Raw genomic sequence first — 24140 nt, 5'->3', positions numbered from 1 at the left:
CGAAGGAGGAAAGGAAGACGTTATTTTGTCGCCGGCTTCTTCTCCCGGTGGATAAGGCTGTAAATCGCCGGAATGACAAACAGGGTCAGGAATGTCGAGCTTACCATGCCGCCGATTACCACAATCGCCAGTTCGGCGCTCAGCATGGTGCCGGAACTGACGCTTACCGCCATGGGAATCATGGCCAGGATAGTAGTCATGGCGGTCATCAGTATGGGGCGTAAACGGGTCTTGCCGCCCTCGATGATAGAGTCCCGGATACTCATGCCGTTCTTACGCTGCTGCTCCACCATGGATACCAGGACGATGGCATTCGTTAAAACAATGCCTACGAGCATCAGCAAACCCATCATCGCGGATACGCCGAGCGTATGGCCGCTGACGAGCAAGGCGGGAATGCAGCCGATAATAGCTAACGGCAGGCTGACCATAATTATCAGCGGGTTGATTATGGAGCGCATCATGAATATTACTATCAGCAGCACGATAACGATAGCCATGATAATAGCTATGAGCATTTTGGAGAAAGTGTCACCCATCTGCTCGGCTATACCGGCCGTCGCTATGTTCACCCCGGGGTGGTCGGGCAAAGCGTCTACCTGTTTTTGTACCGCCCGGTTTACCGCCCCCACGTCTTTATCGGTTATGGTGCCGGTAATGGTGGCGGAAAGTACCGTGTCAACGTGGCTGACGTGCGACGGCAGTTCCAGTATGGTAACATCGGCGATATCATTCAGGGTTACGGACTGGGGGTAACCTATTTTCAAAATTTTCGCCTGTTCCGGGTCGGTGAGGCTGCCGGCTATCCCCTTGATGTAAATGGGATAGCTTTCATTACCGAGGGTTAACGTTTTATCGGGCAAAGTCCCGCCGCTCATCAGCAGGGCGAACTCCTGCTGTAACTGAGCCATCTGGGCGGGCGGCAGTCCTGAGGCGGCCACTTTGGCCGGGTCCACGGCAATATTCAGCTTGGGGACGACCGTGGTCAAATCACTTTTCAGATCGGCGATGCCGTTGATGCCCTGGAGCTTTTCCATAAGCTGGGCGGTGACAACGGCGATATCTTCCTGGTTTTGCCCCTGGATGGAGAGATTCACGTTGGAAACGGAAAAGCCCATGCCGCCTCCGGAGTCTCCGCCGGAAACCGTGATATAACCGGTATCCGTAATACCCTGGCAGGCCTGTTCTATGGCTGAAACCTCCTGCTGCAAGTCCGCATCGGACTTAAGGTAAACAACGATGGTTGCCGTATTTGAGCCGCCGCCCCCTTGGGACGCGCTCATGATGCCGGTCAGGGAGGTGGCGGAAGTGCCGATGGTTGAGTCGAAGCTCCGCACCATATCGTCCCCGCTTAGCAGAGTCTCTACTTTTGTAGCGACGGCGCTGGTAGTGTTGATTTCAGTATTAGCCGGCAGGGCGATACTGATGGTAATGGTGGGTTCGCCCATAGAGCCGGACATAAAAGAGGTGCCGGTTACCGTGGTAAGACCCAGGCTCCCTACAAACAGCACGATGGCGGCCACCACCACGGCAATCCGGTGACCGAGCGTCCATTTTAACGCCCTGGTATAGATTTTCTGGTACCAGTTATCCCGTGTTGTAATTGGCTTTGGCTTGGAACCCATCAGCCACCGGGACAGCACCGGAATAAGCATCAGGGCTACCAGCAGCGAGGCCAGCATGGCGAAAGTCACCGTCAGACCGAAGGGGATGAACATCTCGCCCACGATGCCGCCGACGAACATCAATGGAATAAAGATAGCCACGGTGGCCAGCGTGGCGGCGGTAATCGGCGTGGCTATCTCCTTGGCGCCCGCGATGGCGGCTTCCTTGAAGTTTTCACCCTGACGCATGCGGCGGTAGATGACCTCTATCACCACGATGCTGTCATCTATCAGCCGTCCCACGGCTATGGCCATGGCGCTTAAGGTCAGTATGTTTAGTGTTATACCGGTCAGGCGCATGCATAGAAAGGCGAAAAAGATACTCAGGGGAATGGAGACGGCGGCTATCAGCGAGGCGCGGATAGTCCAGAGGAAGAAAAAGACCACCAGTACGGCCAGCACGCCGCCGATGATAGCTTTTTCCTCTAACTGGGAAATACTGTCATTGATAAAATCCGACTGGTCAAAAATAGTGCTGACCGTAACGCCTTCGCCCAGTTGTCCCTGTAATTCTGCGATTTTAGCGTTAATGGCATCGGCGGTTTCCACGGTATTGGCATCTTCCGTTTTTACCACCGATATGCCCACGCTGGGACGGCCGTTGGTGCGGGTAATGGCCGAAAGCGGCGGCGGGCTCTGGCTGACCGTGGCGATATCGGACAGGGTGACGCTATCAATACCGAGTGATACGTTTTCAATATCGTTCAGGGAAGAATAATCCGTGCCGAGCAGCCCGGTAATCTGGGCCATCGAGATGCCGTACCGGTTCATCATATCCGGGTCCGGAGAAATCACCACCTGGTCTTTTTCCCCGCCCTCCGTATCCACCCGGAGCACTCCCTCTATCTGGGTAAGCTCCGGGATGATTTGCGTCAAGGCGATCTGCTTGAGCTGGTCCGGGGGCAGGTCTCCGGACAGGCTCAGGTTCATCAGCGGCAGGATATTCATATTAATGGGAATGATTTGAGGATTGCCGGCGCCGCCCATCGCCTCGGCGAACTGGATGACCGCCGGCGGCAGCGTCAAATGGCTGATGCCCTCGGTAATACTATCGCCCACCACGGTCATATCCGTACCGTATTCGAACTCCGCCATGATTACGGACATGCCGGCGGAAGACGTGGAGGTAACGTGCTTTAGCCCCTTGCCCGACCACTCATCCCATATGATTTTTTCAATGGGGGCGGTGACTTCATCCACCACCGCGTCCGGGGTGGCCTGCGGGTACACGGTGACGACGGTGGTGTACGGCAGGCTGATATCCGGTATCAGTTCCGTCTTCAGACCGAAAAACGCCCAGACGGACATTCCGGCAACAATCAGCGCCAGCAGGATGGTGACAAGCCTGCTGCGCATCGCCAGCTTGGTAACATGCCACATGAGAAGATACTCCTTTACACTACTAATCCGAACTCTTTTTGATGCTCTTCAACCGCACGGACGATGCCCGTTAGTCCTTTGGAGAGGGCAACGAGTTCATCCAGGCTCATATATTCCATGATGCCGACCATGTGCCGGGCATGACTTTCCATCAACATGGCGACGAGTTCCTGACCCTTTTCCGTGGGCTGGAGCCAGGTCACGCGCCGGTCCTTGGGATTGGGATAGCGGACCACCAGGCCCTGGCTTACCAGGCGCTCGATAATACCGGTGACATCCCCCGGGGTGACTTTAAGGTCCTGGGCCAGCGTGCGGAGATTGGTCTCGTCCTTGCCGGCCAAGATAAGCAGGCTTTTAAGCTGGGCCAGCGGGACATCCAGCTCCCGCCAGGACTCTATAGCGTAGGGGATGACAGCCCGGCTGAACCGCTGCTGCAGGTCGATAATTTGTTCGATAACTTCTTTTTTGTCCATTTTATAATATTCCCGTCACGCGCTGAATTAAAATAATCCCGCGGGCCGCCGGCAGGGCTGTGCCCTTGGGATTAATCATTACGATAATAATACTATATGGTATATAAATAGTTTATAATGCATATACTATCCTGTCAATACCAAGAGATGCTATGGATTATTAATGAAAACGGTTAAGCCCCCCGGCTTTACCAGCGGCAGCCGGCGGAATGCTTCAACAAGCAAACGGTCATGAATAAGCAACAATCTGCCCCAATTATTCCGGTGATATTGACAATTAGTCTAACAAGATTTAACATTAATAGTGAGCATATGCTCATTATTCAGGAGGCAAGAATGTCCAGGCCGCCAAAATGCCGCCGCGTTGAGTTTTTACCGGGTGTAACTTTTTTCAAGCCGGCGGGCGTGCCTCTGCGAGACCTTGAAGAGGTCGCCATGTCTGTGGAAGAAGCTGAAGCCCTGCGCCTTAAAGACCTGGAAGGGCTGGAGCAGGAGCAGGGGGCGGAGAAAATGAACGTCTCCCGGCCTACTTTCCAGCGTATCCTGGCAGCGGCGAGACACAAAGTGGCGGACGCGCTGCTCAACGGTAAAGCTATCAGAATCGAGGGGGGCAACTTCGAGGTTACGTATCGGCGGTTCCGCTGCCGGCAGGGACATGAATGGGAGCTGGAAACGCCGGTTACCGCCTTGCCTGAACTATGCCCGCAATGCCGCGAGCCGGGCATCAGGCCCGTTACGCCAGCCGGTTTCGGCCCGCACCGCGGAGGGCGCGGCTGCCGCGGCAGGATATAAATTATAAAGCTAAGGAGCGGAGTGAAAATAATCGAAGATTTGCTGTCATCACTGGATTACACGTCACCGCTGCGAGAGATAAGACAGGGACCTTTCCAGACGGCGGTAGTGACCCGGCACTGCGGGCTGGCATCTACTCCCCACGAGTCCGGCCCCCATCATAACCGGGCGCCGGTAAGTGAAGCAGGCCGGCTGCTGGAAAAAGACTCCCGGTCTTTAGCTGAAATGGCCAGTTCCCTTAGTCCCATGGAAGCGGCTATCGGCATGGCCGCCATCAACTCTTTGCTGGAAGTCGATGAAAAGCGCTGCGTCGAGTTGAATGCCGGCGACCTTATCATGAAAAACGGGGAGGGCAAAAGAGTGGCCATCATCGGCCATTTCCCCTTTGTGCCCCGACTGCGCCAGGCGGCCAAAGAGCTCTGGGTTATCGAGAAAAATCCGCAGGATGGGGATTTATCCGAAGAAGCGGCGGAAACCTTCCTCCCGCAGGCGGATATCGTAGGGATTACCGGCACGGCTTTCATTAACCATACCATCGAGCATTTGCTCGCGCTGTGCAGGCCAGAAACATATGTCGTTATCCTGGGTGGGACGGCGCCCCTTTCATCGGTGCTTTTCGACTACGGCGTCAGCGCCGTTTCCGGTACGCTGGTTATCGAACCGGAAAGCGTGCTTCGTAGCGTCAGCCAGGGGGCGACCTTCCGGCAACTAAGCGGCATCCGGCTGTTGACCATGAAAAAAGACGGCTAGAAGTTTTTAGGCCATAAGATAAGAAGGGGGTGAAATATGTTTGGTAGAAATTATCTTGGACGAGGTCAGCGGGGAGGCAGTGGTTTTGGTTTTAGGGGAAGCTCTCCGCCGTATCCCTATACAGGCAGGGGCAGGGGTGGTTTACCCCGCTGCGCTTATCCCGGACTAACCGGAGCGAATATCCCCGCGGACGCCCGGGCTGTTTCCCCGGCGGCTGCTACCCGGGAAGAAGAATTGGGAATGTTAAAAAGTCAGGCGGCAGCCGCGAAAAGTCAACTCGAGGATATAGAGCGACGGATACAGGAGCTTGAGAAAAAAGATTAACACAGGGATGCGATAAAGCCGATAACAGGAGGAAGGATATGCCCAATTTCGATAATACCGGCCCGAAAGGGAATGGCCCCATGACCGGTCAGGGGAAAGGCCGTTGCGCAATCTCACTGAATACTCCTGAGCAAGAACTCGGGTTTTTAAAGAACCAGGAAAAAGCATTGATGCAGCAGTTAAAAGACATAAAATCCAGAATAGGACGTCTTGAAAATCATACCCAAATAAAGGAGGCAGCCTGATGAAAATCGCCATATCCACTACCGGCCCGGCGCTGGATGCCGCCATAGACCCGCGCTTCGGGCGGTGCCAGTACTTTATCATCGCCGATCCGGACACCATGGAGTTTGTCGCTTTGAATAACTCGAGCGGGGCGGCGACCGGCGGGGCGGGCATATCCACCGCGCAGAGCATCACCGGCAGAGGCATAGAAGCCGTGCTCACCGGCAACTGCGGTCCCAACGCTTACGATGTGCTGGCGGCGGCCGGCATCAAGGTAATTACCGGAGTATCCGGCAAGGTCAAAGATGCCATCGAGGACTACAAAGCCGGCAACCTCGCCGCCAGTTCCCAGCCCAATGTTGCCCCGCATTTCGGCTCGGGCGGCGGGGGGCACGGCAGGGGCATGGGCCGGGGGTAAAACCGGGAATAATTACTGGAGGTGCTGAAATGCCTGGAGGAGATGGCATGGGCCCGCCCACCGGACGCGGTCAGAGGGGCGGCAGAAAGAGAGGCAACCTGGCGGGGTCCGGTCCCGGCGGCAATTGCGTATGCCCCGGCTGCGGCGAGAAAGCGCCCCACAAGCCGGGAACGCCGTGCTACACGGTAAATTGTCCCAAATGCGGCACGAGGATGACCAGGGAATAAACCATTATGATAATTTCGGTGGCCAGCGGCAAAGGAGGGACGGGCAAGACACTGGTAGCTACCAGCCTCGTCTTCTCTTTGAAAGACGGGTACAGGGTACAGCTCCTGGATTGTGATGTCGAAGAGCCCAACGACCATATTTTTCTTAAGCCGGATATCACCGGACGGGAATCGGTCGGCATACCTGTGCCCAAGGTAGATAAAGAAAAATGTACTTACTGCGGTAAATGCGCGGAGGTATGCGCTTATCACGCTATCGCCGTTATTTCTAAAAACGTGCTGGTCTTTCCTCATCTCTGTCACGGGTGCGGCGCCTGCGGCTATCTCTGCCCGGAAAAAGCTATCGTTGAAGAGAAAAAGGAGATAGGGATAGTGGAAACCGGGCACGCTGCCGGGGTGGCGTTCGTCCAGGGCAGGCTGAATGTGGGAGAAGCTATGCCTACACCGTTAATCAGGGCGGTAAAAGGGCTGGCGGACCACGCGGGCATCTGCATTATCGACGTGCCGCCGGGGACTTCCTGCCCGGTGGTGACAGCCGTCAAAGACAGCGATTTCTGCCTGCTGGTGACGGAGCCCACGCCCTTCGGGCTGAACGACCTCATGTTGGCGGTGCAAACGGTAAAGCAGCTTGGTGTGCCCTGCGGCGTGGTAATCAACCGCGCGTACGCCGACAATAATGATACGGCGGAGTACTGCCTGAGAGAAAATCTGCCGGTATTGATGACCATCCCGCTGGATACGGAAATCGCCCGCCTGTACTCCAGAGGCATAACTCTGGCGGAAGGCATGCCGCCGTGGCGGGAAAAATTCAAACGGCTTTATTTGGAGATACGGGAGCTGGTGGATGAAAGAAGTAATTGTCTTAAGCGGTAAAGGAGGCACCGGCAAAACCAGTATCGCCGGCTCTCTGGCGGCGCTGGCGCAAAACAAGGTGCTGGTAGATTGCGATGTAGATGCCGCCGACCTTCATTTGCTGCTACGGCCAGTTACGCGCGAGGAACATGATTTCCGGAGCGGGCAGACCGCACGGATTGACGCGGAAAAATGCACCCAATGCGGCTTGTGCCGTGAAATCTGCCGCTTTAATGCGATTACGGATTTCCAGGTTGATCCTGTTTCCTGCGAAGGCTGCGGATTCTGTGTCCAGATATGCCCCGCCGGAGCTGTATCGATGGAAGAAAACGTGGCCGGACAATGTTTCGTGTCCGATACTGCCTACGGCACCCTGGTGCATGCCCGGCTGGGCATAGCCCAGGAAAATTCCGGCAAGCTGGTGGCGCTGGTCCGGCAGAAAGCGAGGACGCTGGCGGAAAGCCAGGGGGCTGACTACATTATCAGTGACGGCCCGCCCGGCATCGGCTGTCCCGTGATTTCTTCCCTTTCCGGCGCCAGCCTGGCGCTGCTGGTGACGGAGCCGACCCTGTCCGGAATCCATGACCTGGAGCGGGTCATGGAGGTCTGCCGACACTTTAACGTGCCGGTGCTGGTATGTATCAACAAATACGATATCAACCGGGACAACACGCGCCGGATAGAAGAGTATTGCGCTACGCAACAGGTGGATATCGTCGCTAGAATTGCGTTCGATAACGTTTTTACCGAAGCTATAATACGCGGCCAACCGGTGGTCGCCTGCTCTGACGGCAGAGCGAGCCGACAGATTAAACTGCTCTGGCAGAGCATTGAAGACAAGTTATCCAGTAATTAAGGAGAGTGTCATGCCCATATACGAATACAAGTGCCCGTCCTGCGGCAAGGTTTCCGAGGTGCTGGTCCAGGGCTTCTTTAGCCCGCCCGACCCGGTATGCCCGGATTGCGGCGGGAATATGGAAAGGCGTCTGTCAGTCCCCGTGGCGGTGACGGGTAAAAGCGATAATGCCGGCAAGACCTGCTGCGGGCGGGAGGAGCGGTGTGAAAAGCCGCCCTGCTCCGGCGGGCAGCACTGTCACCGGCACTAAGGAGGCAGACCCGTGCAGGACTTGATAAAGGAATTCATGGCGCAAAAAAAATTCGCGGTTATCGGGGCTACGGACAATCCGCAGAAATACGGCAACCGGATAGTGAAAAACCTGAAGAGCCGCGGCTATGAAGTGTACCCGGTTAACCCCAAGCTGAAAGAGCTGGAGGGACTGGCCTGCTATGCCAGTCTGGCGGATATTCCCGTCAGGGTGGATGTGGCGGACTTCGTGGTGCCGCCGGAAGTGACCGGAGAAATACTAAAGCAATGCCTGGCGCTGGGACTGGACCGCATCTGGCTCCAGCCCGGCTCGGAAAGCGAGGCGGCGATTAACTATTGTAAGGAAAACCGCATGAAGGTAGTGCACAGCGTGTGTGTTATGATGAATTGAGGAAACGTGATGGACTCTTTCGACCTCGAACCGAGGTATTCCACCAATGAAATATCCGGCAAATGCCTGAAGTGCCTGAGCGAGCAGGAACTGAACAGCTGCCTGATGCAACTATTGCGGGAAGACGGCATGGATAAAGATATCCAGAGCAAATACGAGGCGCTGATGGACTTCTTGCAGTCGCCGGAATCACAGTTGCTCCGTGAACAATCGGAAAAATACCTGGCGGAAGGGAAACAGGTAGCGGTAAGGATTACCGTTACGCAAAACCAGCCTAAATACGAGCTAATAATAAAATAAAGGAGAACCTAAGTAATGAAAATCGCGTTAATTTCTGATGACGGGAAAACCGTCAGCCAGCACTTCGGGATGGCGACGCTGTATGTAGTGGCTACGGTGGAAAACGGCGCCGTGGTGAACAAGGAAACCAGGGAAAAAGCCGGTCACCACACTTTTGCCGGCGGCGAGCACCCGGAAACGGCGGAAGGCGAGCGGCACGGCTATGATGCCGGCGCGCAGTCCCGACATGAGCGCATGGCGCAGAGCATCGATGACTGCCAGGTGCTTATCGTGGGGGGCATGGGGTGGGGCGCTTACGATGGCCTGAAAAGCCGCGGCATCGAGCCCATTGTCACCGATGTCCAGGACATCGATGAAGCCGTCAAGCTGTATATCGAAGGTAAAATGACCAACCTGATGGAGCGCCTGCATTAAAAAAACCGGAGATCTAAAGGAGAATCATGCCCTCACCCGAAGAAGTAAAAAAAGTCCTGGATACGGTCCTGGTCCCCGGCGTAAAACGCAGCCTGATGGGGATGAACCTGGTTAAAGATATCGCTGTAGCCGGCGGGAAAATCAATGTTGTTCTTTCCGACGCGGCGCTGATGGAAAACACCAAAGAATGGCTGGCCGCTACGGTAAAAGAGGCACTAAGCAAGCTGGACGGCATTAAAGAGGTAAATATCAGCTACGCCGAGGCCAAACCTAAAGAACTCAACAAAATCACCAATGTCATCGCGGTAATGAGCGGCAAAGGGGGAGTCGGCAAATCGCTGGTCTCCGCGCTTACCGCCGTGGCGCTGCGCCGCCGGGGCTATGAGGTAGGCATCATGGACGCCGATATCACCGGCCCCAGCATTCCCAGGATGTTCGGTATCAGCGGGCCGCCGCCTATAGCCGAAAGCGGCATCCTGCCGGTGCCGTCCCGTTCCGGCATCGGGGTAATGTCCGTCAATCTGCTGCTGCCCGCCGAGGATGACGCCGTTATCTGGCGGGGGCCGCTCATCGGCCAAACGATAACGCAGTTCTGGGAAAACGTGCTCTGGGGCAAGCTGGACTACCTTATCGTGGACCTGCCGCCCGGCACGGCGGATGCCCCGCTGACCGTTATGCAGCAGTTGCCGGTATCCGGTATAATAATAGTCTTCACCCCGCAGGACCTCACCGCCATGGTGGTACGCAAAGCGGTTAAAATGGCCAAAAAGATGGATAAAAAGATTATCGGCGTGGTGGAGAACATGAGCTATCTCTACATACCGGAGACGGCCAAAAAGATGGAGATATTCGGCAAAAGCCGCGCTGCAGAGATGGCGCAGTCCGCCGGCGCCCCTTTGCTGGGGCAGTTGCCCATAGACCCGGAACTGGCCAAACTCTGTGATGAAGGCAATATCGAACGTTATGACGCGGAGGAGTATAATACATTTGCGAGGAAACTGGCTGACGTTTTGTCCATAAAATAACAGGGCTGAAAAATTTCAAGGAGGACAATATGGAACGTGTTGATGTGGTAATCATTGGAGGCAGCGCCGCCGGCGTCACCGCGGCCGTCAGCTGCAAACGCCGGAACCCCGGAAAGTCGATAACGGTGATACGCCAGGAAGAGGACGTATCCGTGCCCTGCGGCATACCGTACATCTTCGGGACCCTCGGCAGCCCGGAAAAGAACCTCATCCCGGATGGGATGCTGACCGGCATCGGGGCGAAAATAATAATCAGCGCCGCCGAAGCCATCGACCGGAAAAACAAGACCGTGCGCACGGCCGACGGCGAGGTAGGCTATGACAAGCTCATCCTGGCTACCGGCTCATCGCCGGTGGTCCTGCCCATCCCCGGCATCGATAAAGAGAACGTCTTTCTGGTTAAGAAAGATGTGGAGTACCTGGAGACCATGCTGGAAGCGGTCAATAAAGCCGGTGATATCGTGGTCATCGGCGGCGGCTTTATCGGGGCGGAATTCGCCGATGAATGCAAGAAAAACCGCCAGGCCAACGTAACCATTATCGAAAAAATGCCCCACTGTCTCCAACTGGCCTTCGACGATGAGTATTGTATCGAGGCGGAGAAGGTGCTGACCGGGCGGGGAGTTAACATAATCGGTAACGATACCGTAGCCGCCATCCTCGGCGATGACCGGGTAAAGTCCGTCCGCCTGACCAGCGGCGCGGAAATCAAGGCCGATGTGGTTATCGTGAGCATCGGGGTAGCCCCGAATACCAAACTGGCCGCGGATGCCGGCCTGCGTATCGATAGTGCCACCGGCGGGGTAGTCGTCGACCGCTACCAGCGGGTCGAAGGCGACGCCGATATCCTGGCCTGCGGCGATTGCTCCATGAAGGTGTCCTTTTTCAGCGGCAGGCCCGTCAAGACCTGGCTGGCTTCAATAGCGACTAACGAGGCCCGCCTGGCGGCGGCCAACCTGTTCACCACGCAGTATGCCGGGCTGGGCGCCGTGGGCGTTTTCTCCACCCAAATAGGGGATTTAGCCATCGCCGCCGCCGGTATGATCGAGCGGCAGGCGCGGGCGGAGGGATATGACATCGTGGTGGGGCAGGCCAAAGCGCCGAGTAAGCACCCGGGCGGCATGCCGGGCGCGGCGCCGATATCCGTAAAACTGATTTTCTCCCGAAAAGACGGCGTGATGCTCGGCGGCGAAGCTTCCGGCAGCGTGTCCGTGGGTGAAATCATTAACGTTATCAGCGCCTGTATCCAGCACAAAATGACCGCCTACCAGGTCTCCCTGTTCCAGATGGGCACGCATCCCGCGCTTTGCGCTTCGCCCATAGCCTACCAGACGGTAAATGCGGCGGAAGATGCCGTGATGAAACTCGGCCAGCCTTAGCCGAACATGGAGAAAAGGGGGAAACTGACATGCCGCAAGGCAGGGATGCAGGTAATATCAAAGCGCTGATTATTTACTGGTCGGCCACCGGCAACACAGAGAAAGTGGCGCATACCATCCGGGATACCCTCGTCAGGGAGGGGATTGCGCCGGTGGTAAAAAAAGTGGCCGAGGCGGCGGATGATGAGCTGTACGACTATGACCTGGTTTTCCTGGGGGCGCCTTCCTATTCTTTCCAGCCGCCGGACCAGGTGCAGCGCTATATCAAAGACAAGATGAAATTACATTCCGGCCGGGGAGATATCAAGCCCGGCAGCCCCAGAATACCGGGGAAAACGGCGGTGGTGTTCTGCACCTATTCCGGGCCGCACACCGGTATCCGGGAGGCCACGCCCGCCGGCGACTACATGGGGCAGTTCTTCGAGCACCTCGGCTTCGATGTCGCCGCCAAATGGTACCTGGTGGGAGAGTTCCACGGCCGGGAAGATATGAGCACTCAGGGGCGGCTGGGGGATATCCGGGGCCGCCCGAACCGGGAAGACCTGGATAATGTTGCCGGGCTAACGGCGGCTTTGCTAAAGTCTATCAGGGAACATAAGAAGAATTAAAGAAGTCCGGAGGATTTGAATGACGACGATTAGCGAATACAATGGTTACGGAGAAGAGCTGGAAAACCGGCTGGGACTACAAACGTCCCCCATCGCCGTAAAGATGATTGAGAAAGAAGCGGACATTCCGGCGAGCGCCGTCAGGCCTAAAAAAGACCGCGGCTATCACCTGGCCCAGTGCCAGGCTTTCTCCATGTCCCGGCGGGAGAAGACCGCCATCGCCATGTTGAAAGAAGACAACTGGTGTCCCGGCGCGGTGATATCTTACGGACTGGTGCAGATACCGGATAACCCGGCGGCCAGAGCGGAAAACACCGGCGAGTGTTTCGAGTACGGGAAATACATCGGCATTCTCACCGCCCCGCTGAAAAAAGCGGATTTCACGCCGGACGCCGTGATTCTCTATTGCGATACCAATCAACTGCGTATCATATTGCTTTCCCTAAAACCGGAAGACCGCGCCCTGGTAAAGTCCAATTTCTTTCCGTTCTCCTGCTCCAATGCCGTCGTCCCGGTAATACGGCACGGCGAGTACTGGATTAACCTGCCGGACCCCGGTGAATACGCGCGGGCGCTGACCCCCGCCGGGGAAATGATGTTCTCCGTGCCGGTAGCAAAGCTGCCGGAGTTCGTGGCTAATCTGAAGCAGTTTGAACGGAACGAGTCCGGCTTTGCCCATGAACAGATGATGATGCGGCCGGACTTCCCCCAGCCGGAGCTTTACAAAAAAGTGTTCGAAGCCTGGGGCATGGACCACGATTAGCCAAGGATTTCTACCGGTAAGGTTTTTTGGTTATCCAAAGTAATTTATGATTTATATCGATGTAAATCCGATAGCGTTCAGCATCGGCCCTGTAAACATAGCCTGGTACGGCATAATGGTAATGCTGTCAGTGCTGACGGTGGTTACCTGGGCGCTGTTTTCCGTAAAGAAAGATCCCCGGCTTTCTTTCCAGATGGTTTTAAACGCCGCGCTGGTGGGCATACCGTCCGGCGTTATCTTTTCACGTTTTCTTCACGTGTTAGATTTCTGGGACTATTATATGAAAAATCCCGGCAAGATAATCGGCGGGGAGGGAATGTCTATCTGGGGAGCGGTACTGGGAGCGGCTATCGGCATCTGGCTTTACAGCTTATTCAGCAAGAAGTTTTCTTTCAGCCACCTGGCTGATGTCATCGCGCCCGGTATCATCCTGGCCCAGGCGGTCGGGCGGGTGGGCTGTACGTTAAACGGCTGCTGCTATGGTAAAATAACCTCTCTGCCATGGGCAATCGTTTATACCAATCCGGGCACGCATGCACCTATCGGCGTACCGGTGCACCCCACCCAGGTCTATGAGATTATCTTCGACCTTATCGTCTTCGGCGTACTGCTGATGCTGAGAAAACGCATTAAGACGGAGGGCTCGCTCTTTCTCATCTACCTTTCCACTTACGCGGTATGGCGTCTGGCCGTTGATTTTATCCGGGACGGTACTTCATTCCTGTTCGGTTTACACCAGGCGCAGGTGGTGTCTATCATCGTGCTGGTCATTACTACAACGCTGCTGATAGTCAGAGCCCGCCGACCAAACGCCGGGTCCTAATTATTAGGTAAAAATTGGCTTAAAATGGATAATCAAGCTCTGGATTTCCAGGGAAAAAAGATACGGGGACAACGGGAAGAGTAACCGGCGAATAATGTGGGGAAGGCTGGCGACCCCGGGGGGCCTCGGGCTTTGATGCAATATCTCAAATCAAGTTATTATCCTGTGAATGCTCCCTATGATTTTCAAGACAGATGGATAGGTAAAGTTTCTTCTAAATTAACTATTAAATTAAAGGAGCAGCATACAACTAAGAGCCTGAGGAAGTTAGCTAAGGAATATGGCGTAAGTCATGAAACAGTTAGGAGAATAATAAAAAGAGATTGAGATTTGTTTACTACATAACAAAAGTAATATTAAGTTTCATAACCCAACAATCAAGCGTATTGTTAATCATGGGCTAAAACTAAAACGTTCATTATTGCCTCATACGTTCGCGCCTGATACTCAGGCATGAAATTTAGCGCACCTTTTAATATCCCCATAGGGTAATTGCTTTAAGAGAGCAGGAACTCTGTAGTACAATTATCCATATCCATCACCCGGAGATAAAAACGTAATGCTTGAAACCCATGTCATGACCATTGCCAAACAGGCGGGAGTCACAACCCAGCAAGTAGAGGTTGTTAGGTCCCTGCTTGATGCGGGAGCGACTATTCCATTCATTGCACGCTATCGCAAGGAGAAAACAGGGTCACTTGACGAGGTGGTGCTTGGCGGAATACGGGACGGCCTGGCACGACTGGCAGCGCTCGATAGCCGGCGCCAGGCGATCCTGGCATCTCTTGAAGAACAGAATGTACTCACAGCCGAGTTACGCAACACTGTTGAATCGGCAGAGACACTGACCGCTTTAGAGGATATTTACCTTCCCTACCGCCCCAAACGGCGCACCCGGGCCACCATGGCTAAAGAAAAAGGGCTTGAGCCCCTCGCCGACCTTATACTGGCTCAGGAGATTACCGACCCATCTCATGAAGCTCTCGCGTTCGTGAACGCGGAAAAGGGCGTCGCTTCGGTCGATGATGCCCTGGCCGGAGCGCGGGACATCATTGCCGAGCGGGTCAACGAAGACACCCAGGCAAGGCAGAGCATACGCCGGCTTTTTTACCGGGAAGGCATCATTCAATCGAGCGTGCTTAAAGGTAAGGAAGGCGAAGGTATCAAATACAGCAATTATTTCGACTGGCATGAGCCGGTGGCCCGGGTTCCCAGCCACCGTGTGCTGGCCATGTTGCGTGGCGAGAACGAGGGGTTACTGAAACTCACGATAAGGCCGCCTCAGGAAAAAGCGCTGTTATTACTTCACCGGCGTTTCGTTAAAAGTACCGGCGCCGCCTCGGCACAGGTGGTCCTGGCGGTAGAGGATAGCTATCCGAGGTTGCTGGCGCCCTCTATCGAAACTGATATCCGCCAGCAGGCCAAAGAGCACGCCGATGACGAGGCGCTCCGTGTCTTTGCGCGCAATCTGCGTGAGACGCTCATGGCTCCGCCGATGGGGCCGCGGGCGGTACTGGCCATCGACCCCGGTTATCGGACCGGGTGTAAGGTGGTTTGCCTGGACCCCCAGGGCAAGCTTTTAACCAATGCTGTTATCTACGTGAGCCAGTCGGCGGCGCGGAGCCGGGAAGCCGGCCAGACGATACTCGCTCTAATACAAAAATTTCAAGTTGAAGCTATCGCCATCGGCAATGGCACGGCCAGCCGGGAAACCGAAGAATTTATTCGCGGGCTGAGCTTGCCGGGCAAAATGCCGGTCGTCATGGTCAATGAAAGCGGCGCATCGATTTACTCCGCCTCCGCCGTCGCCCGTGAAGAGTTCCCCGACCAGGATATCACCGTGCGCGGGGCGGTATCCATCGGGCGGCGGCTGCTGGACCCTCTCGCGGAACTGGTAAAGATAGACCCCAAGTCCATTGGGGTGGGGCAATACCAGCATGATGTCGATCAAGGCAAGCTCAAGAGTAATCTCGACGAAACCGTCATGAGCTGTGTCAATGAGGTAGGCGTCAAGGTAAATACCGCCAGTCAACAGCTTCTCACCTATGTTTCGGGACTCGGCCCCACGCTGGCAAAAAACGTTATCGCCTATAGAAACGAGAATGGCCCGTTCCGTAGCCGAGCCGACCTTAAAAAAGTACCGCGGCTAGGCCCGAAGGCGTTCGAGATGGCTGCCGGATTCCTCCGTATTGATCATGCCGAGAATCCTCTCGATGCCAGCGCTGTGCACCCGGAGAGCTACCACATCGTCGGCCGCATGGCCCGGGACATGGGCTGCAATATAACCGACCTCATAACCCGTGATGATTTACGCAGCAAAATTAATCTGGAGAGTTACACCGGGGAAGAGTATGGGCTGCCGACATTGCAGGACATCATGGCGGAGCTGGCCAGGCCGGGGCGTGACCCCCGTGAACAGTTTGAGACGGTCGCTTTCGCCGCGGACATCAGGACGATTGACCGGCTTTCTCCCGGGATGAAGCTGGCCGGAATCGTGACCAACGTGACCAATTTCGGGGCTTTTGTCGACATCGGCGTGCACCAGGACGGGCTGGTGCACATCAGCGAGCTATCGGATAAATTTGTTAAGAACCCGGCTGATGTAGTCAGTGTCAATCAAAAGGTTACGGTCACGGTGCTCACGATAGATACGGAACGTAAACGCATTTCTCTATCGATGAAATCGAATGCGTCCCCGCCCGGACAACCCGGGTCAGCCACTTGATAACAAAGATTATGCTGAATTGGCACGTATACCTGGTTAGGTGCAGTGATGGAAGTCTGTATACCGGAATTACGACTGATGTTGCCCGCCGGTTTGCGGAGCACCAGAGAAACGGTGATGCAGGGGCTAAGTACCTTCGGGGCAGGGGGCCTCTGGTACTGGTTTTCCAAAAGAAATTAGGGAACAGAAGCCTGGCACTGGAAGTGGAAAGCAAGGTTAAGAAGCTGTCAAAGGCAAGGAAAGAAGAACTGATAAAAGACAATACACTTATTGATGAGATAACAAAAAAGCCGGGGCGTAAATAACCGTGTAATTGTTCCAGGCGGCTTTACGGCTGGAATTTCCTGATTGGCTTCAGAAGATACTCCAATCCGTTTAACTTGATTTCATACAGGGCGGACAACTGCAAGCCGATTTTTCCCGGAGGAAAACCTTTCTGGTGAAACCATACCAGGTAAGGTTCGGGTAAATCGCAAAGAATGCGGCCTTTGTATTTCCCGAAAGGCATCCGTACCGATACCAGTTCGAGCAATATTTGAGGATTGAGAGGGGTAGCGTCCTTATTCTGTTCCATGCTGGCTTAACTCCCCGCATATTACTGACCGGTGACAGCCTGGCTCACCAGGGCGATAAGGTCGTCGATGTCTAGGCGTTCTCTGGTCTTGGCCATAAATCCGCTTTTATGAGCGAAAGCAATCTCCGGGCGGTCTGAAATCAGGGAAAAATCAACCGGTGTTCCTTCGTAGCGGAAAAGGCGCCAGCCCTCATCGCGGCGGTCCAGGGAAATGACGATATCGGGCGGATTTTCATCCAGGCGGCGGAATTCCTCCAGCCCGGCGGATTCCCTCGTCTCCCCGATCATGGCCGGTACCCCCGCAATTACCAGCCGGGTACTGGTTTTCCAATAATCAATCTGGCTTTTAAGACGGCGGGCTTCCCCGATGATATGAGCGCCAAAAGTCTTAAGCATGGGGAGGCATGCCTCCGGCCCGGAAGCGAAGCTGGCTACCAGCCAGCTTTCCACCGGACTCCGGTTTACGAGGTCATCACCGGCCTGAAATTTTACCGAGCTTTTTACCGGCCCGAAGCGGTCAACCTCGTCCTTGAAATGCCACCAGGGCATGACGGACATGGTCTCTAAAAGCCCCAGGTAATCGGCTACCAGGACAAACGCCGCCGAGCAGTCCAGGGACTGGTGATGATCAAAATTATGCTTCTCCGGCTCATGCCTGTCGCCGGTGTCTACCACCCACACATCCGGATTATCTAATTCTGCCTGTGCGGGCTCGCGCCGCTCGATACGGAATTCCGTATCGGCATGCACGGTCAGAATCAGGCTGACGGCTGCCACCTCATCAAAATGTGCGCTGCCGGGATGCGTGATGATCAATTGTGCCTTCATTGCTACCTTTCTCTCGTAGGTTATTGACTTATTCCAATGATACCATGTATTAAGACTTATAGAGTTAGATTTTCTAATATTTGAAGATGCCTGATAACTGCAGGCTCCCACATTCCCAATATGGTATGATTATAGAAAAGATGGAATCGGCAGTATGAACGGGACAAATCGTGTTGACATAAAAAAGGGCTTGCGGGTCTCAATAGTATTAAAGACAGACCAGCGATCCGGAAAGCTAACCGAGGGGAAAGTAAAAGACATTTTGACCAAATCATCGGTTCATCCTCATGGCATCAAAGTCCGTTTAGAAGACGGTCAGGTTGGTCGAGTTAAAGAGATAAAAGTATAATATCAGATTTCCGCCTGGCATGGCCGTGTTTGCAAAATCTGCCGGTACAACCTGTTATGAAACCGGTTCATAACAGTACAGATAACCCGGCAAGTTCTTATCTACGGACAGAGGAAACTCATTATTGCCTGATATATTAGTTGATGCTGATGCCTGCCCTGTAAAGCAGGAGGTTTACCGCGTAGCCAAGCGCTACGGATTAAAGGTCATGCTGGTAGCTAACTCGCCGATGAACATACCTCAAGAGGACGGGGTTAGTCTGGCGGTAGTGAATGGCCAGTTGGACGCGGCAGATAACTGGATAGTTGACCATGCCGCCAGAAATGATATTGTGATAACCGGGGATATCCCGCTCGCTGCCCGGTGCCTGAAAATTGGCGCCCGGGTACTGGAACCCAAAGGCTACGTTTTCACCGAGACTACTATCAGCAATGCGCTGGCAAACCGCGATTTAATGACGTATCTGCGTAATACCGGAATAGCTACCGGCGGACCGGCTTCCTTTAAGAAACGAGATCGTTCCATGTTTTTACATAGTCTTGACAAGGTTATCCGGGCAATTCTTGACGGGAAATAGTTTTGCCTGCGCTCAGGAGGTAATTCCCGCTGATGGCGTATATAAATATTCAGAATGTAGAATTAACCTTTGGAGGCGCCCGGCTTTTTGATGAAATCGGCTTAACAATCGAGCAGGGAGAGAAGGTCGCACTCGTGGGAAGAAACGGGTCGGGCAAGTCAACTCTGCTGAGATTAATCGAAGGGAGTATCAAACCGGATTCCGGCACTGTTGCCATCCAAAAGGGTATCCGCTGCGCCTGCCTTTCACAGATGGTGCCTCAAGAGGTGCCGGGTACGGTGCTGGAGGTGGTGTCCGATGGACTTAAAGCGCCTTCCGACCCGGCCAACCGGTATCAGGCGGTTAGCGCTGGGCTGTTAAACGAAGAGAAATCCGCTCCGCCTGAAGATTTGAGCCGTATTTATCAGGCTCTTGATGGCGGAGACGGCCTGGAGAAGCGGCAGCAGGTGAATAAAGTGATTTCACAGTTGGGGCTGTATGCCGGGCGTGTATTTAGCTCCCTTTCCGCCGGCCTCAAGCGCCAGGTGTTGCTGGGAAAAGCGCTGGTCGGAGAGCCGGATATCCTTTTACTCGATGAACCGACCAACCACATGGATATCGATTCAATCAAACGGCTTGAGGAGATGTTGTTACGGTTTGCCGGAGCTTTAGTATTTGTAACTCATGACCGGATGTTTTTGCAGAGAATCGCCACCCGGATTGTGGAAATAGACCGCGGCAGATTGTTTGACCAGTCGTGCGATTATGAGACGTTTTTAATGCGCCGCAGCGCCGCCCGTGACAATGAACAGACTCAAAACGCGCTGTTTGATAAGAAGCTGGCAAAGGAAGAGCAGTGGAGACGTGGGGGCGTCAAGGCGAGACGGACCCGCAATGAGGGGCGGGTACGGGAGCTGGAAAGAATGCGGGAGATGCGCCGGGCGAGAAGGGAACGCCCCGGAACGGTAAAAATGGAAGTCCATGAAGCGGAACGTTCCGGCACGCTGGTGGTGAAGGCTGGAGACGTCAGTTTCAGCTATGGCGGTGCTCCTGTTATCTCGAATTTGTCCACCACGATTCTGAAGGGCGACCGGGTGGGCATACTCGGCCCGAACGGCAGCGGCAAGACGACCCTTTTACGGATTCTTCTGGGCGATCTACATCCGGTATCCGGAAATGTCCGCTTCGGGACCAATTTGCAAATCAGCTATTTTGATCAACTGCGTGAGCAACTGGACGAGAACAAGACTGTGATGGAAAATGTAGCCGAGGGTAAGGATACGGTTACCATCAATGGTAAAACCCGTAATATATTTGGGTATTTGCACGATTTCCTTTTTGAACCCGATCAGGCGCGCTCTTATGTATCGACCCTTTCAGGCGGAGAGCGCAACCGGCTGCTGCTGGCGCGGCTGTTTACCCGGCCTTCCAATGTCCTGGTCCTCGATGAGCCGACCAACGATCTGGATACCGAGACGCTGGAAATCCTGGAAGATTTCCTGCTTAAATATGCCGGGACAATTCTCCTGGTCAGTCACGACCGGGCTTTTATCAACAACGTCGTCACGAGTACGCTGGTTTTTGAGGGCGATTCCGTAGTGAAAGAATATGTCGGCGGTTATGATGACTGGCTGCGTCAACGCCCGCCGGAAGCCAGACAAAATAATGTCGTGGCGGTTAATAAAGCTATCCCGCCGGCTCGGATTTCCAGGCCGAAGCCAAAATTCGGACAAAGACAGCAAAAGGAACTGGAATCGCTCCCGCTAACTATCCAGGCGTTGGAAACAGAGCAAGAGGACTTGTACCGGGCGATGGGCGCCCCGGGTCTCTACAAAAATGATAAGTCCGAGATTGTTAGTAAGCAGGAACGGCTTGAGGCAGTAAAAAGGCTACTGGCTGAATGCTACACTCGATGGGAAGAACTTGAGCAACTTAAAAACGAGATGTAAAAGTAACATACCGGTTATTAGGATTTTTTAAGCCCCACCACTGCCAACAGATCCACGGCATCAATATAGTCCGATTTCCCCAGGATTCAGTCCGTCAAATCGAAACAGCTGGTTGTTCATGCGAGCTCCAACTTAACAGCATTTTTGCGGATTTGGTATTTGCCGGCTTTAGCCAAGGTTTGCGCCACATACTGTTGCGGTATATCAACCAGTGTATATTTATCAAGAATATTTATTGCGCCAATGGTACTACCGGGGAAATTTGCGTGGTAGGCTATCGTGCCGACGACATCAGCAGGCCGTACACCATGGGATTTTCCCGCGCTAAGAGTCAGCCGCACCATTCCCTTTTCACAAGAACCATTAGCACCATTACGGCCGTTCTCTTTTTTACCGCGTTTGATCCCTCGCCGGGCTTTTGGGGAACTTCCCTCATATACTTCGCTAATCTGTGCAATAGAGCGCTGCTTCTCCTCTCCACGGGCAATTTTAAGGGCTATTGCCGCAATCTGAAGCGGATCGTGGCCCATTTCTACCAGTCTGGTGACCATCTGCAATTCCTTCTGACAACGACCGCGTTGCAAACAGACCATCATCTGTTCCAGTAACTGCGCTTTTCTGTGTTCCTCGATTTCCTCCGCTGTTGGAATTTGTATCCGGGTGACGGTCTGTTTGGTAAATCCTTCTATCCGGCGTAAGCGCCACTGTTCCTTCGTTGTCAGCAGCGTAATGGCAATGCCTGTTTTACCGGCTCTCCCCGTGCGCCCAACTCGATGAACATACAATTCCGGGTCCAAGGGCAAATCGTAGTTGAACACGTGTGAAATATCATTAATATCCAATCCCCGGGCTGCCACATCCGTAGCCACAAGTACCGTGGTTTGATTACGCCGAAAACGATTCAAAACCTGTTCCCGGGTCTGCTGGTTAAGGTCCCCGTTCAAGGCTTCGGCAGGAAAGCCGCGTCCCATAAGTTCATTCACTAAATCGCTTGTGCCGACACGTGTATTGACAAATATAAGAGCGCTGGTGATATCCCCAACCTCAAAGAGCCGCGTGAGGACAGCCAGTTTCTCCTCTTTATTGACCAGACAATACCGATGGTCAACTGCATCAACCGTGAGATGTTCGCTTTTTATGATGATAGACTGCGGAGAATGCATATATTTTTTAGATATGCGGGTGATCTCCGGCGGGACGGTAGCGGAAAAGAGAGCGGTCCGGCGTTCTGATGGGATTGTACTGAGAATTTCCTCAATATCTTTGATGAAACCCATGCTGAGCATTTCGTCTGCTTCATCGATGACGACTGTACTGACACGGGTTAGATCGAGTTCCCCCTTCTCTATCAAATCAAGTAAGCGCCCGGGCGTACCTACTACGATATCTACTCCCTGCCTGAGACGGCTTATCTGTATATTATACGGTTGGCCGCCATATACCGCTAGTACACGCACATTCAGGCACCTTCCGTATTCATTTGCAGCCTTCGCTACCTGCATGGCCAGTTCCCGTGTGGGAGCCAGAACAAGAGCCTGTATGCCACGCTGACCTCGTTCCAGGGTTTGAAGAATGGGTAACACGAAAGCAGCCGTTTTGCCGGTACCTGTCTGTGCCTGGCCGATTACATCGTGACCATCCAGCATTAACGGGATAATCTTCGTTTGAATTGGGGTGGGGATGATATAGCCAAGATCAGATACGGCCTGCACCAGTTGCGGGTTTAGACCCAATTGGGTAAATTCGGTTGTCATTATACTTCTACTTGCTCCGTTATAAGTCCACTGTATTACCTGTTCCTGGCGGATCAGGTTCTCCGGTTGCTTTCAACAGTTGACCCTGATTGCAAGTAAGAGTCTGCTGTTACAACAAAAAAACCGCTCGTTCCTCGTAGAAAGGTCAGGCGGTATTTCTGGATCGCATATCCTTGGTTTACGTGGCTATTACTATTTTAACATAAAATGGGGATCATTGTATTTCATTAATAAGTTTGAAGCCCGATCCTTGGTGGGTGGACTGATCTGATTTGGCAAAACGATCTTGGCGCCTGGTGGTTATTCATTGCCGGGATGGACTACACCACGCACGCGTTTACTTTCGGCGACGTGACGTTTACTCTCTAACCGACGTATCTTTGATGCCAGTGTCGGTCTTGTTTTGCGACGGAATTTTGGTCTTTGTGCTGCATCGCGAATCAATTTCACAAGCCGATCAGTTGCATCTTCGCGATTCCGTCCCTGGGTACGGAATCGTCGAGCTTCGATGATAAGTATGCCAGCTACGGTGATCCGGTTACCAGCCAGTGAAATGAGACGTTTACGAACTTCCTCGGGTAGAGAGCGTGAGTTAGCTACATCAAAACGAAGCTGTACAGTGGTGGCGACTTTGTTTACGTTCTGCCCGCCCGGCCCTGAGGCGCGAACAAAGTCCTCTTGGATCTCGCTTTCGTCAATTGTGATGGTGCGGGTTATGTGAATCATGCCCCAAGTTTACACTCACACCACCGGCTTAGGCAAGCTCTAGAAGAGCGTTGAAAAACAGACGGTCTGGTAATTAAAAACTTGTAAGACCGCGGGCGGAGTAAAGTAATCAGTAATATTATATCAGATTTTACAGTGATCTGGTGGCTGATATCTAAGAGTGCTACGCGGGCTTACCTGATTATATTCTACCGAAGAGCGAAGAAACAGGAGAGTCTAACTCTACCTGAAACAATGCTCGACTACCTTAACTTGATTGTTCTATGGAAGAGCTAATCCTGTGTGTGGGAATAATTACGGCTGAATACTTTGCATAAAACCTGGCGACCCCGGGGGGATTTGAACCCCCGATCTCCACCGTGACAGGGTGGCATTTTTTTGGGGCCACCCGCGGGTTGAAAGTCCACCGTCCTGGTTAGGGTGCTAACCATTTCGACTTTCATTACTCTCAGTCTACCAAGTAGATACGATGCTGTCAATAACTAATAATAAGTAAAATAATCGATTGACAAACGTAACTAAACGGGTTACATTTGTAATCATTATGGATACAACTTTTACAAATAGCGCTCTGTCTTCTGTTCTTTTCAGCAAATCCAGGCGGGCAGTACTTAGTCTTCTTTATGGACATGATGATGAATTGACCTTTCCCCCGTAAATAATGCCATTGGCTCTTAGAGTTCTCTGCTAGAATATAGCGAACGGGAGGACTCGAAATGCAGCGCAAGAAGTACACTGAAGAGCAGATTATCCAGGTGCTAAAAGA

General features: G+C 53.6%; 25 protein-coding genes, 1 tRNA gene and 1 pseudogene. 20 read left to right on the top strand and 7 right to left on the bottom strand.

Annotated features, from left to right (window positions below; translation table 11 throughout):
• Nucleotides 1-20: 20 nt before the first annotated feature.
• Complete coding sequence (locus WC370_08520) at nt 21-3044, bottom strand: efflux RND transporter permease subunit (protein MFA5309507.1); 3024 nt, start codon at nt 3042-3044, stop codon at nt 21-23.
• Between the two features lie 14 nt (nt 3045-3058).
• Nucleotides 3059-3517 carry a MarR family transcriptional regulator gene (locus WC370_08515; GenBank protein MFA5309506.1) on the bottom strand — a complete coding sequence of 153 codons (459 nt, stop codon included), beginning with the start codon at nt 3515-3517 and terminating at the stop codon, nt 3059-3061.
• A 336-nt stretch (nt 3518-3853) separates the two neighbouring features.
• On the opposite strand from WC370_08515, the pseudogene WC370_08510 reads away from it, so the two are divergent.
• From WC370_08510 to WC370_08425, 18 genes and pseudogenes are all read left to right on the top strand, one after another.
• Nucleotides 3854-4141, top strand: a pseudogene (locus tag WC370_08510) (DUF134 domain-containing protein).
• A 189-nt stretch (nt 4142-4330) separates the two neighbouring features.
• On the top strand, nt 4331-5059 hold the full coding sequence (locus WC370_08505; GenBank protein MFA5309505.1) for a DUF364 domain-containing protein: 729 nt from the start codon (nt 4331-4333) through the stop codon (nt 5057-5059).
• A 362-nt stretch (nt 5060-5421) separates the two neighbouring features.
• The gene (locus WC370_08500) at nt 5422-5628 is read left to right on the top strand and encodes a DUF5320 domain-containing protein (protein ID MFA5309504.1); all 207 of its coding nucleotides are present in this window, start codon (nt 5422-5424) and stop codon (nt 5626-5628) included.
• The gene (locus WC370_08495) at nt 5628-6026 is read left to right on the top strand and encodes a NifB/NifX family molybdenum-iron cluster-binding protein (protein MFA5309503.1); all 399 of its coding nucleotides are present in this window, start codon (nt 5628-5630) and stop codon (nt 6024-6026) included. Before WC370_08500 ends, WC370_08495 begins: the two co-directional genes overlap by 1 nt.
• A 29-nt stretch (nt 6027-6055) precedes the next feature.
• On the top strand, nt 6056-6253 hold the full coding sequence (locus tag WC370_08490; protein ID MFA5309502.1) for a hypothetical protein: 198 nt from the start codon (nt 6056-6058) through the stop codon (nt 6251-6253).
• Between the two features lie 6 nt (nt 6254-6259).
• Entirely contained in the window at nt 6260-7126 is an 867-nt protein-coding gene (locus WC370_08485; GenBank protein ID MFA5309501.1) for an ATP-binding protein, read from the top strand.
• Nucleotides 7098-7961: an ATP-binding protein gene (locus tag WC370_08480; protein ID MFA5309500.1), complete on the top strand. Its 864-nt coding sequence runs from the start codon at nt 7098-7100 to the stop codon at nt 7959-7961. Before WC370_08485 ends, WC370_08480 begins: the two co-directional genes overlap by 29 nt.
• A gap of 10 nt (nt 7962-7971) precedes the next feature.
• Nucleotides 7972-8211: a zinc ribbon domain-containing protein gene (locus WC370_08475; protein MFA5309499.1), complete on the top strand. Its 240-nt coding sequence runs from the start codon at nt 7972-7974 to the stop codon at nt 8209-8211.
• Nucleotides 8212-8223: 12 nt separating this feature from the next.
• Nucleotides 8224-8601 carry a CoA-binding protein gene (locus WC370_08470; GenBank protein ID MFA5309498.1) on the top strand — a complete coding sequence of 126 codons (378 nt, stop codon included), beginning with the start codon at nt 8224-8226 and terminating at the stop codon, nt 8599-8601.
• Nucleotides 8602-8610: 9 nt separating this feature from the next.
• Entirely contained in the window at nt 8611-8901 is a 291-nt protein-coding gene (locus tag WC370_08465; protein ID MFA5309497.1) for a hypothetical protein, read from the top strand.
• 15 nt (nt 8902-8916) lie between these two features.
• Complete coding sequence (locus WC370_08460; GenBank protein ID MFA5309496.1) at nt 8917-9315, top strand: NifB/NifX family molybdenum-iron cluster-binding protein; 399 nt, start codon at nt 8917-8919, stop codon at nt 9313-9315.
• Nucleotides 9316-9341: 26 nt separating this feature from the next.
• Nucleotides 9342-10340, top strand: coding sequence for an Mrp/NBP35 family ATP-binding protein (locus WC370_08455; protein MFA5309495.1), 999 nt, complete (start codon nt 9342-9344; stop codon nt 10338-10340).
• A gap of 29 nt (nt 10341-10369) precedes the next feature.
• Entirely contained in the window at nt 10370-11719 is a 1350-nt protein-coding gene (locus WC370_08450) for an FAD-dependent oxidoreductase (GenBank protein ID MFA5309494.1), read from the top strand.
• A 29-nt stretch (nt 11720-11748) separates the two neighbouring features.
• Entirely contained in the window at nt 11749-12327 is a 579-nt protein-coding gene (locus WC370_08445; protein ID MFA5309493.1) for a flavodoxin domain-containing protein, read from the top strand.
• Nucleotides 12328-12346: 19 nt separating this feature from the next.
• A complete protein-coding gene (locus WC370_08440; protein ID MFA5309492.1) occupies nt 12347-13090 on the top strand; it encodes a DUF169 domain-containing protein in 744 nt (247 codons plus the stop codon).
• Nucleotides 13091-13136: 46 nt separating this feature from the next.
• Nucleotides 13137-13913, top strand: a complete 777-nt coding sequence (gene lgt, locus WC370_08435; GenBank protein MFA5309491.1) for a prolipoprotein diacylglyceryl transferase — start codon at nt 13137-13139, stop codon at nt 13911-13913.
• Between the two features lie 559 nt (nt 13914-14472).
• A complete protein-coding gene (locus tag WC370_08430; GenBank protein MFA5309490.1) occupies nt 14473-16638 on the top strand; it encodes a Tex family protein in 2166 nt (721 codons plus the stop codon).
• Complete coding sequence (locus WC370_08425; GenBank protein ID MFA5309489.1) at nt 16635-16943, top strand: GIY-YIG nuclease family protein; 309 nt, start codon at nt 16635-16637, stop codon at nt 16941-16943. Before WC370_08430 ends, WC370_08425 begins: the two co-directional genes overlap by 4 nt.
• 23 nt (nt 16944-16966) lie before the next feature.
• On the opposite strand, the gene WC370_08420 is transcribed toward WC370_08425, so the two are convergent.
• Both WC370_08420 and WC370_08415 read right to left on the bottom strand, forming a co-directional pair.
• The gene (locus WC370_08420) at nt 16967-17212 is read right to left on the bottom strand and encodes a DUF3820 family protein (GenBank protein ID MFA5309488.1); all 246 of its coding nucleotides are present in this window, start codon (nt 17210-17212) and stop codon (nt 16967-16969) included.
• Nucleotides 17213-17233: 21 nt separating this feature from the next.
• Entirely contained in the window at nt 17234-18040 is an 807-nt protein-coding gene (locus tag WC370_08415) for an MYG1 family protein (GenBank protein ID MFA5309487.1), read from the bottom strand.
• Between the two features lie 473 nt (nt 18041-18513).
• Here WC370_08415 and WC370_08410 point away from each other — a divergent pair, with 473 nt between their 5' ends.
• Both WC370_08410 and WC370_08405 read left to right on the top strand, forming a co-directional pair.
• Complete coding sequence (locus WC370_08410; GenBank protein MFA5309486.1) at nt 18514-18966, top strand: YaiI/YqxD family protein; 453 nt, start codon at nt 18514-18516, stop codon at nt 18964-18966.
• A gap of 32 nt (nt 18967-18998) precedes the next feature.
• Nucleotides 18999-20894 carry an ATP-binding cassette domain-containing protein gene (locus WC370_08405; protein MFA5309485.1) on the top strand — a complete coding sequence of 632 codons (1896 nt, stop codon included), beginning with the start codon at nt 18999-19001 and terminating at the stop codon, nt 20892-20894.
• A 116-nt stretch (nt 20895-21010) separates the two neighbouring features.
• Here the strand turns inward: WC370_08405 and WC370_08400 are convergent, their stop codons facing one another.
• The 3 genes from WC370_08400 to WC370_08390 form a co-directional block, all read right to left on the bottom strand.
• Nucleotides 21011-22648 (bottom strand): DEAD/DEAH box helicase, encoded by a 1638-nt coding sequence (locus WC370_08400; protein MFA5309484.1) that lies wholly within the window; start codon nt 22646-22648, stop codon nt 21011-21013.
• Nucleotides 22649-22948: 300 nt separating this feature from the next.
• Nucleotides 22949-23365, bottom strand: a complete 417-nt coding sequence (gene arfB / locus WC370_08395; protein MFA5309483.1) for an alternative ribosome rescue aminoacyl-tRNA hydrolase ArfB — start codon at nt 23363-23365, stop codon at nt 22949-22951.
• A 330-nt stretch (nt 23366-23695) separates the two neighbouring features.
• A tRNA-Asp gene (locus WC370_08390) sits at nt 23696-23785 on the bottom strand.
• Nucleotides 23786-24140: the final 355 nt, after the last annotated feature.

It is taken from the genome of Dehalococcoidales bacterium, from assembly GCA_041652735.1.
GTDB lineage: Bacteria > Chloroflexota > Dehalococcoidia > Dehalococcoidales > RBG-16-60-22 > RBG-13-51-18.
Note: the sequence above shows the minus strand (reverse complement) of the source record. Positions and strands in the feature narration are given on the sequence as shown.

Coding starts and splice junctions, on each gene's coding strand:
- WC370_08430 (MFA5309490.1), top strand. CDS start 14,473: ATGCTTGAAACCCATGTCATGACCATTGCCAAACAGGCGGGAGTCACA.
- WC370_08405 (MFA5309485.1), top strand. CDS start 18,999: ATGGCGTATATAAATATTCAGAATGTAGAATTAACCTTTGGAGGCGCC.
- WC370_08485 (MFA5309501.1), top strand. CDS start 6,260: ATGATAATTTCGGTGGCCAGCGGCAAAGGAGGGACGGGCAAGACACTG.
- WC370_08400 (MFA5309484.1), bottom strand. CDS start 22,648: ATGACAACCGAATTTACCCAATTGGGTCTAAACCCGCAACTGGTGCAG.
- WC370_08465 (MFA5309497.1), top strand. CDS start 8,611: ATGGACTCTTTCGACCTCGAACCGAGGTATTCCACCAATGAAATATCC.
- WC370_08455 (MFA5309495.1), top strand. CDS start 9,342: ATGCCCTCACCCGAAGAAGTAAAAAAAGTCCTGGATACGGTCCTGGTC.
- WC370_08520 (MFA5309507.1), bottom strand. CDS start 3,044: ATGTGGCATGTTACCAAGCTGGCGATGCGCAGCAGGCTTGTCACCATC.
- WC370_08415 (MFA5309487.1), bottom strand. CDS start 18,040: ATGAAGGCACAATTGATCATCACGCATCCCGGCAGCGCACATTTTGAT.
- lgt (MFA5309491.1), top strand. CDS start 13,137: ATGATTTATATCGATGTAAATCCGATAGCGTTCAGCATCGGCCCTGTA.
- WC370_08460 (MFA5309496.1), top strand. CDS start 8,917: ATGAAAATCGCGTTAATTTCTGATGACGGGAAAACCGTCAGCCAGCAC.
- WC370_08500 (MFA5309504.1), top strand. CDS start 5,422: ATGCCCAATTTCGATAATACCGGCCCGAAAGGGAATGGCCCCATGACC.
- WC370_08495 (MFA5309503.1), top strand. CDS start 5,628: ATGAAAATCGCCATATCCACTACCGGCCCGGCGCTGGATGCCGCCATA.
- WC370_08480 (MFA5309500.1), top strand. CDS start 7,098: ATGAAAGAAGTAATTGTCTTAAGCGGTAAAGGAGGCACCGGCAAAACC.
- WC370_08450 (MFA5309494.1), top strand. CDS start 10,370: ATGGAACGTGTTGATGTGGTAATCATTGGAGGCAGCGCCGCCGGCGTC.
- WC370_08475 (MFA5309499.1), top strand. CDS start 7,972: ATGCCCATATACGAATACAAGTGCCCGTCCTGCGGCAAGGTTTCCGAG.
- WC370_08445 (MFA5309493.1), top strand. CDS start 11,749: ATGCCGCAAGGCAGGGATGCAGGTAATATCAAAGCGCTGATTATTTAC.
- WC370_08490 (MFA5309502.1), top strand. CDS start 6,056: ATGCCTGGAGGAGATGGCATGGGCCCGCCCACCGGACGCGGTCAGAGG.
- WC370_08515 (MFA5309506.1), bottom strand. CDS start 3,517: ATGGACAAAAAAGAAGTTATCGAACAAATTATCGACCTGCAGCAGCGG.
- WC370_08420 (MFA5309488.1), bottom strand. CDS start 17,212: ATGGAACAGAATAAGGACGCTACCCCTCTCAATCCTCAAATATTGCTC.
- WC370_08440 (MFA5309492.1), top strand. CDS start 12,347: ATGACGACGATTAGCGAATACAATGGTTACGGAGAAGAGCTGGAAAAC.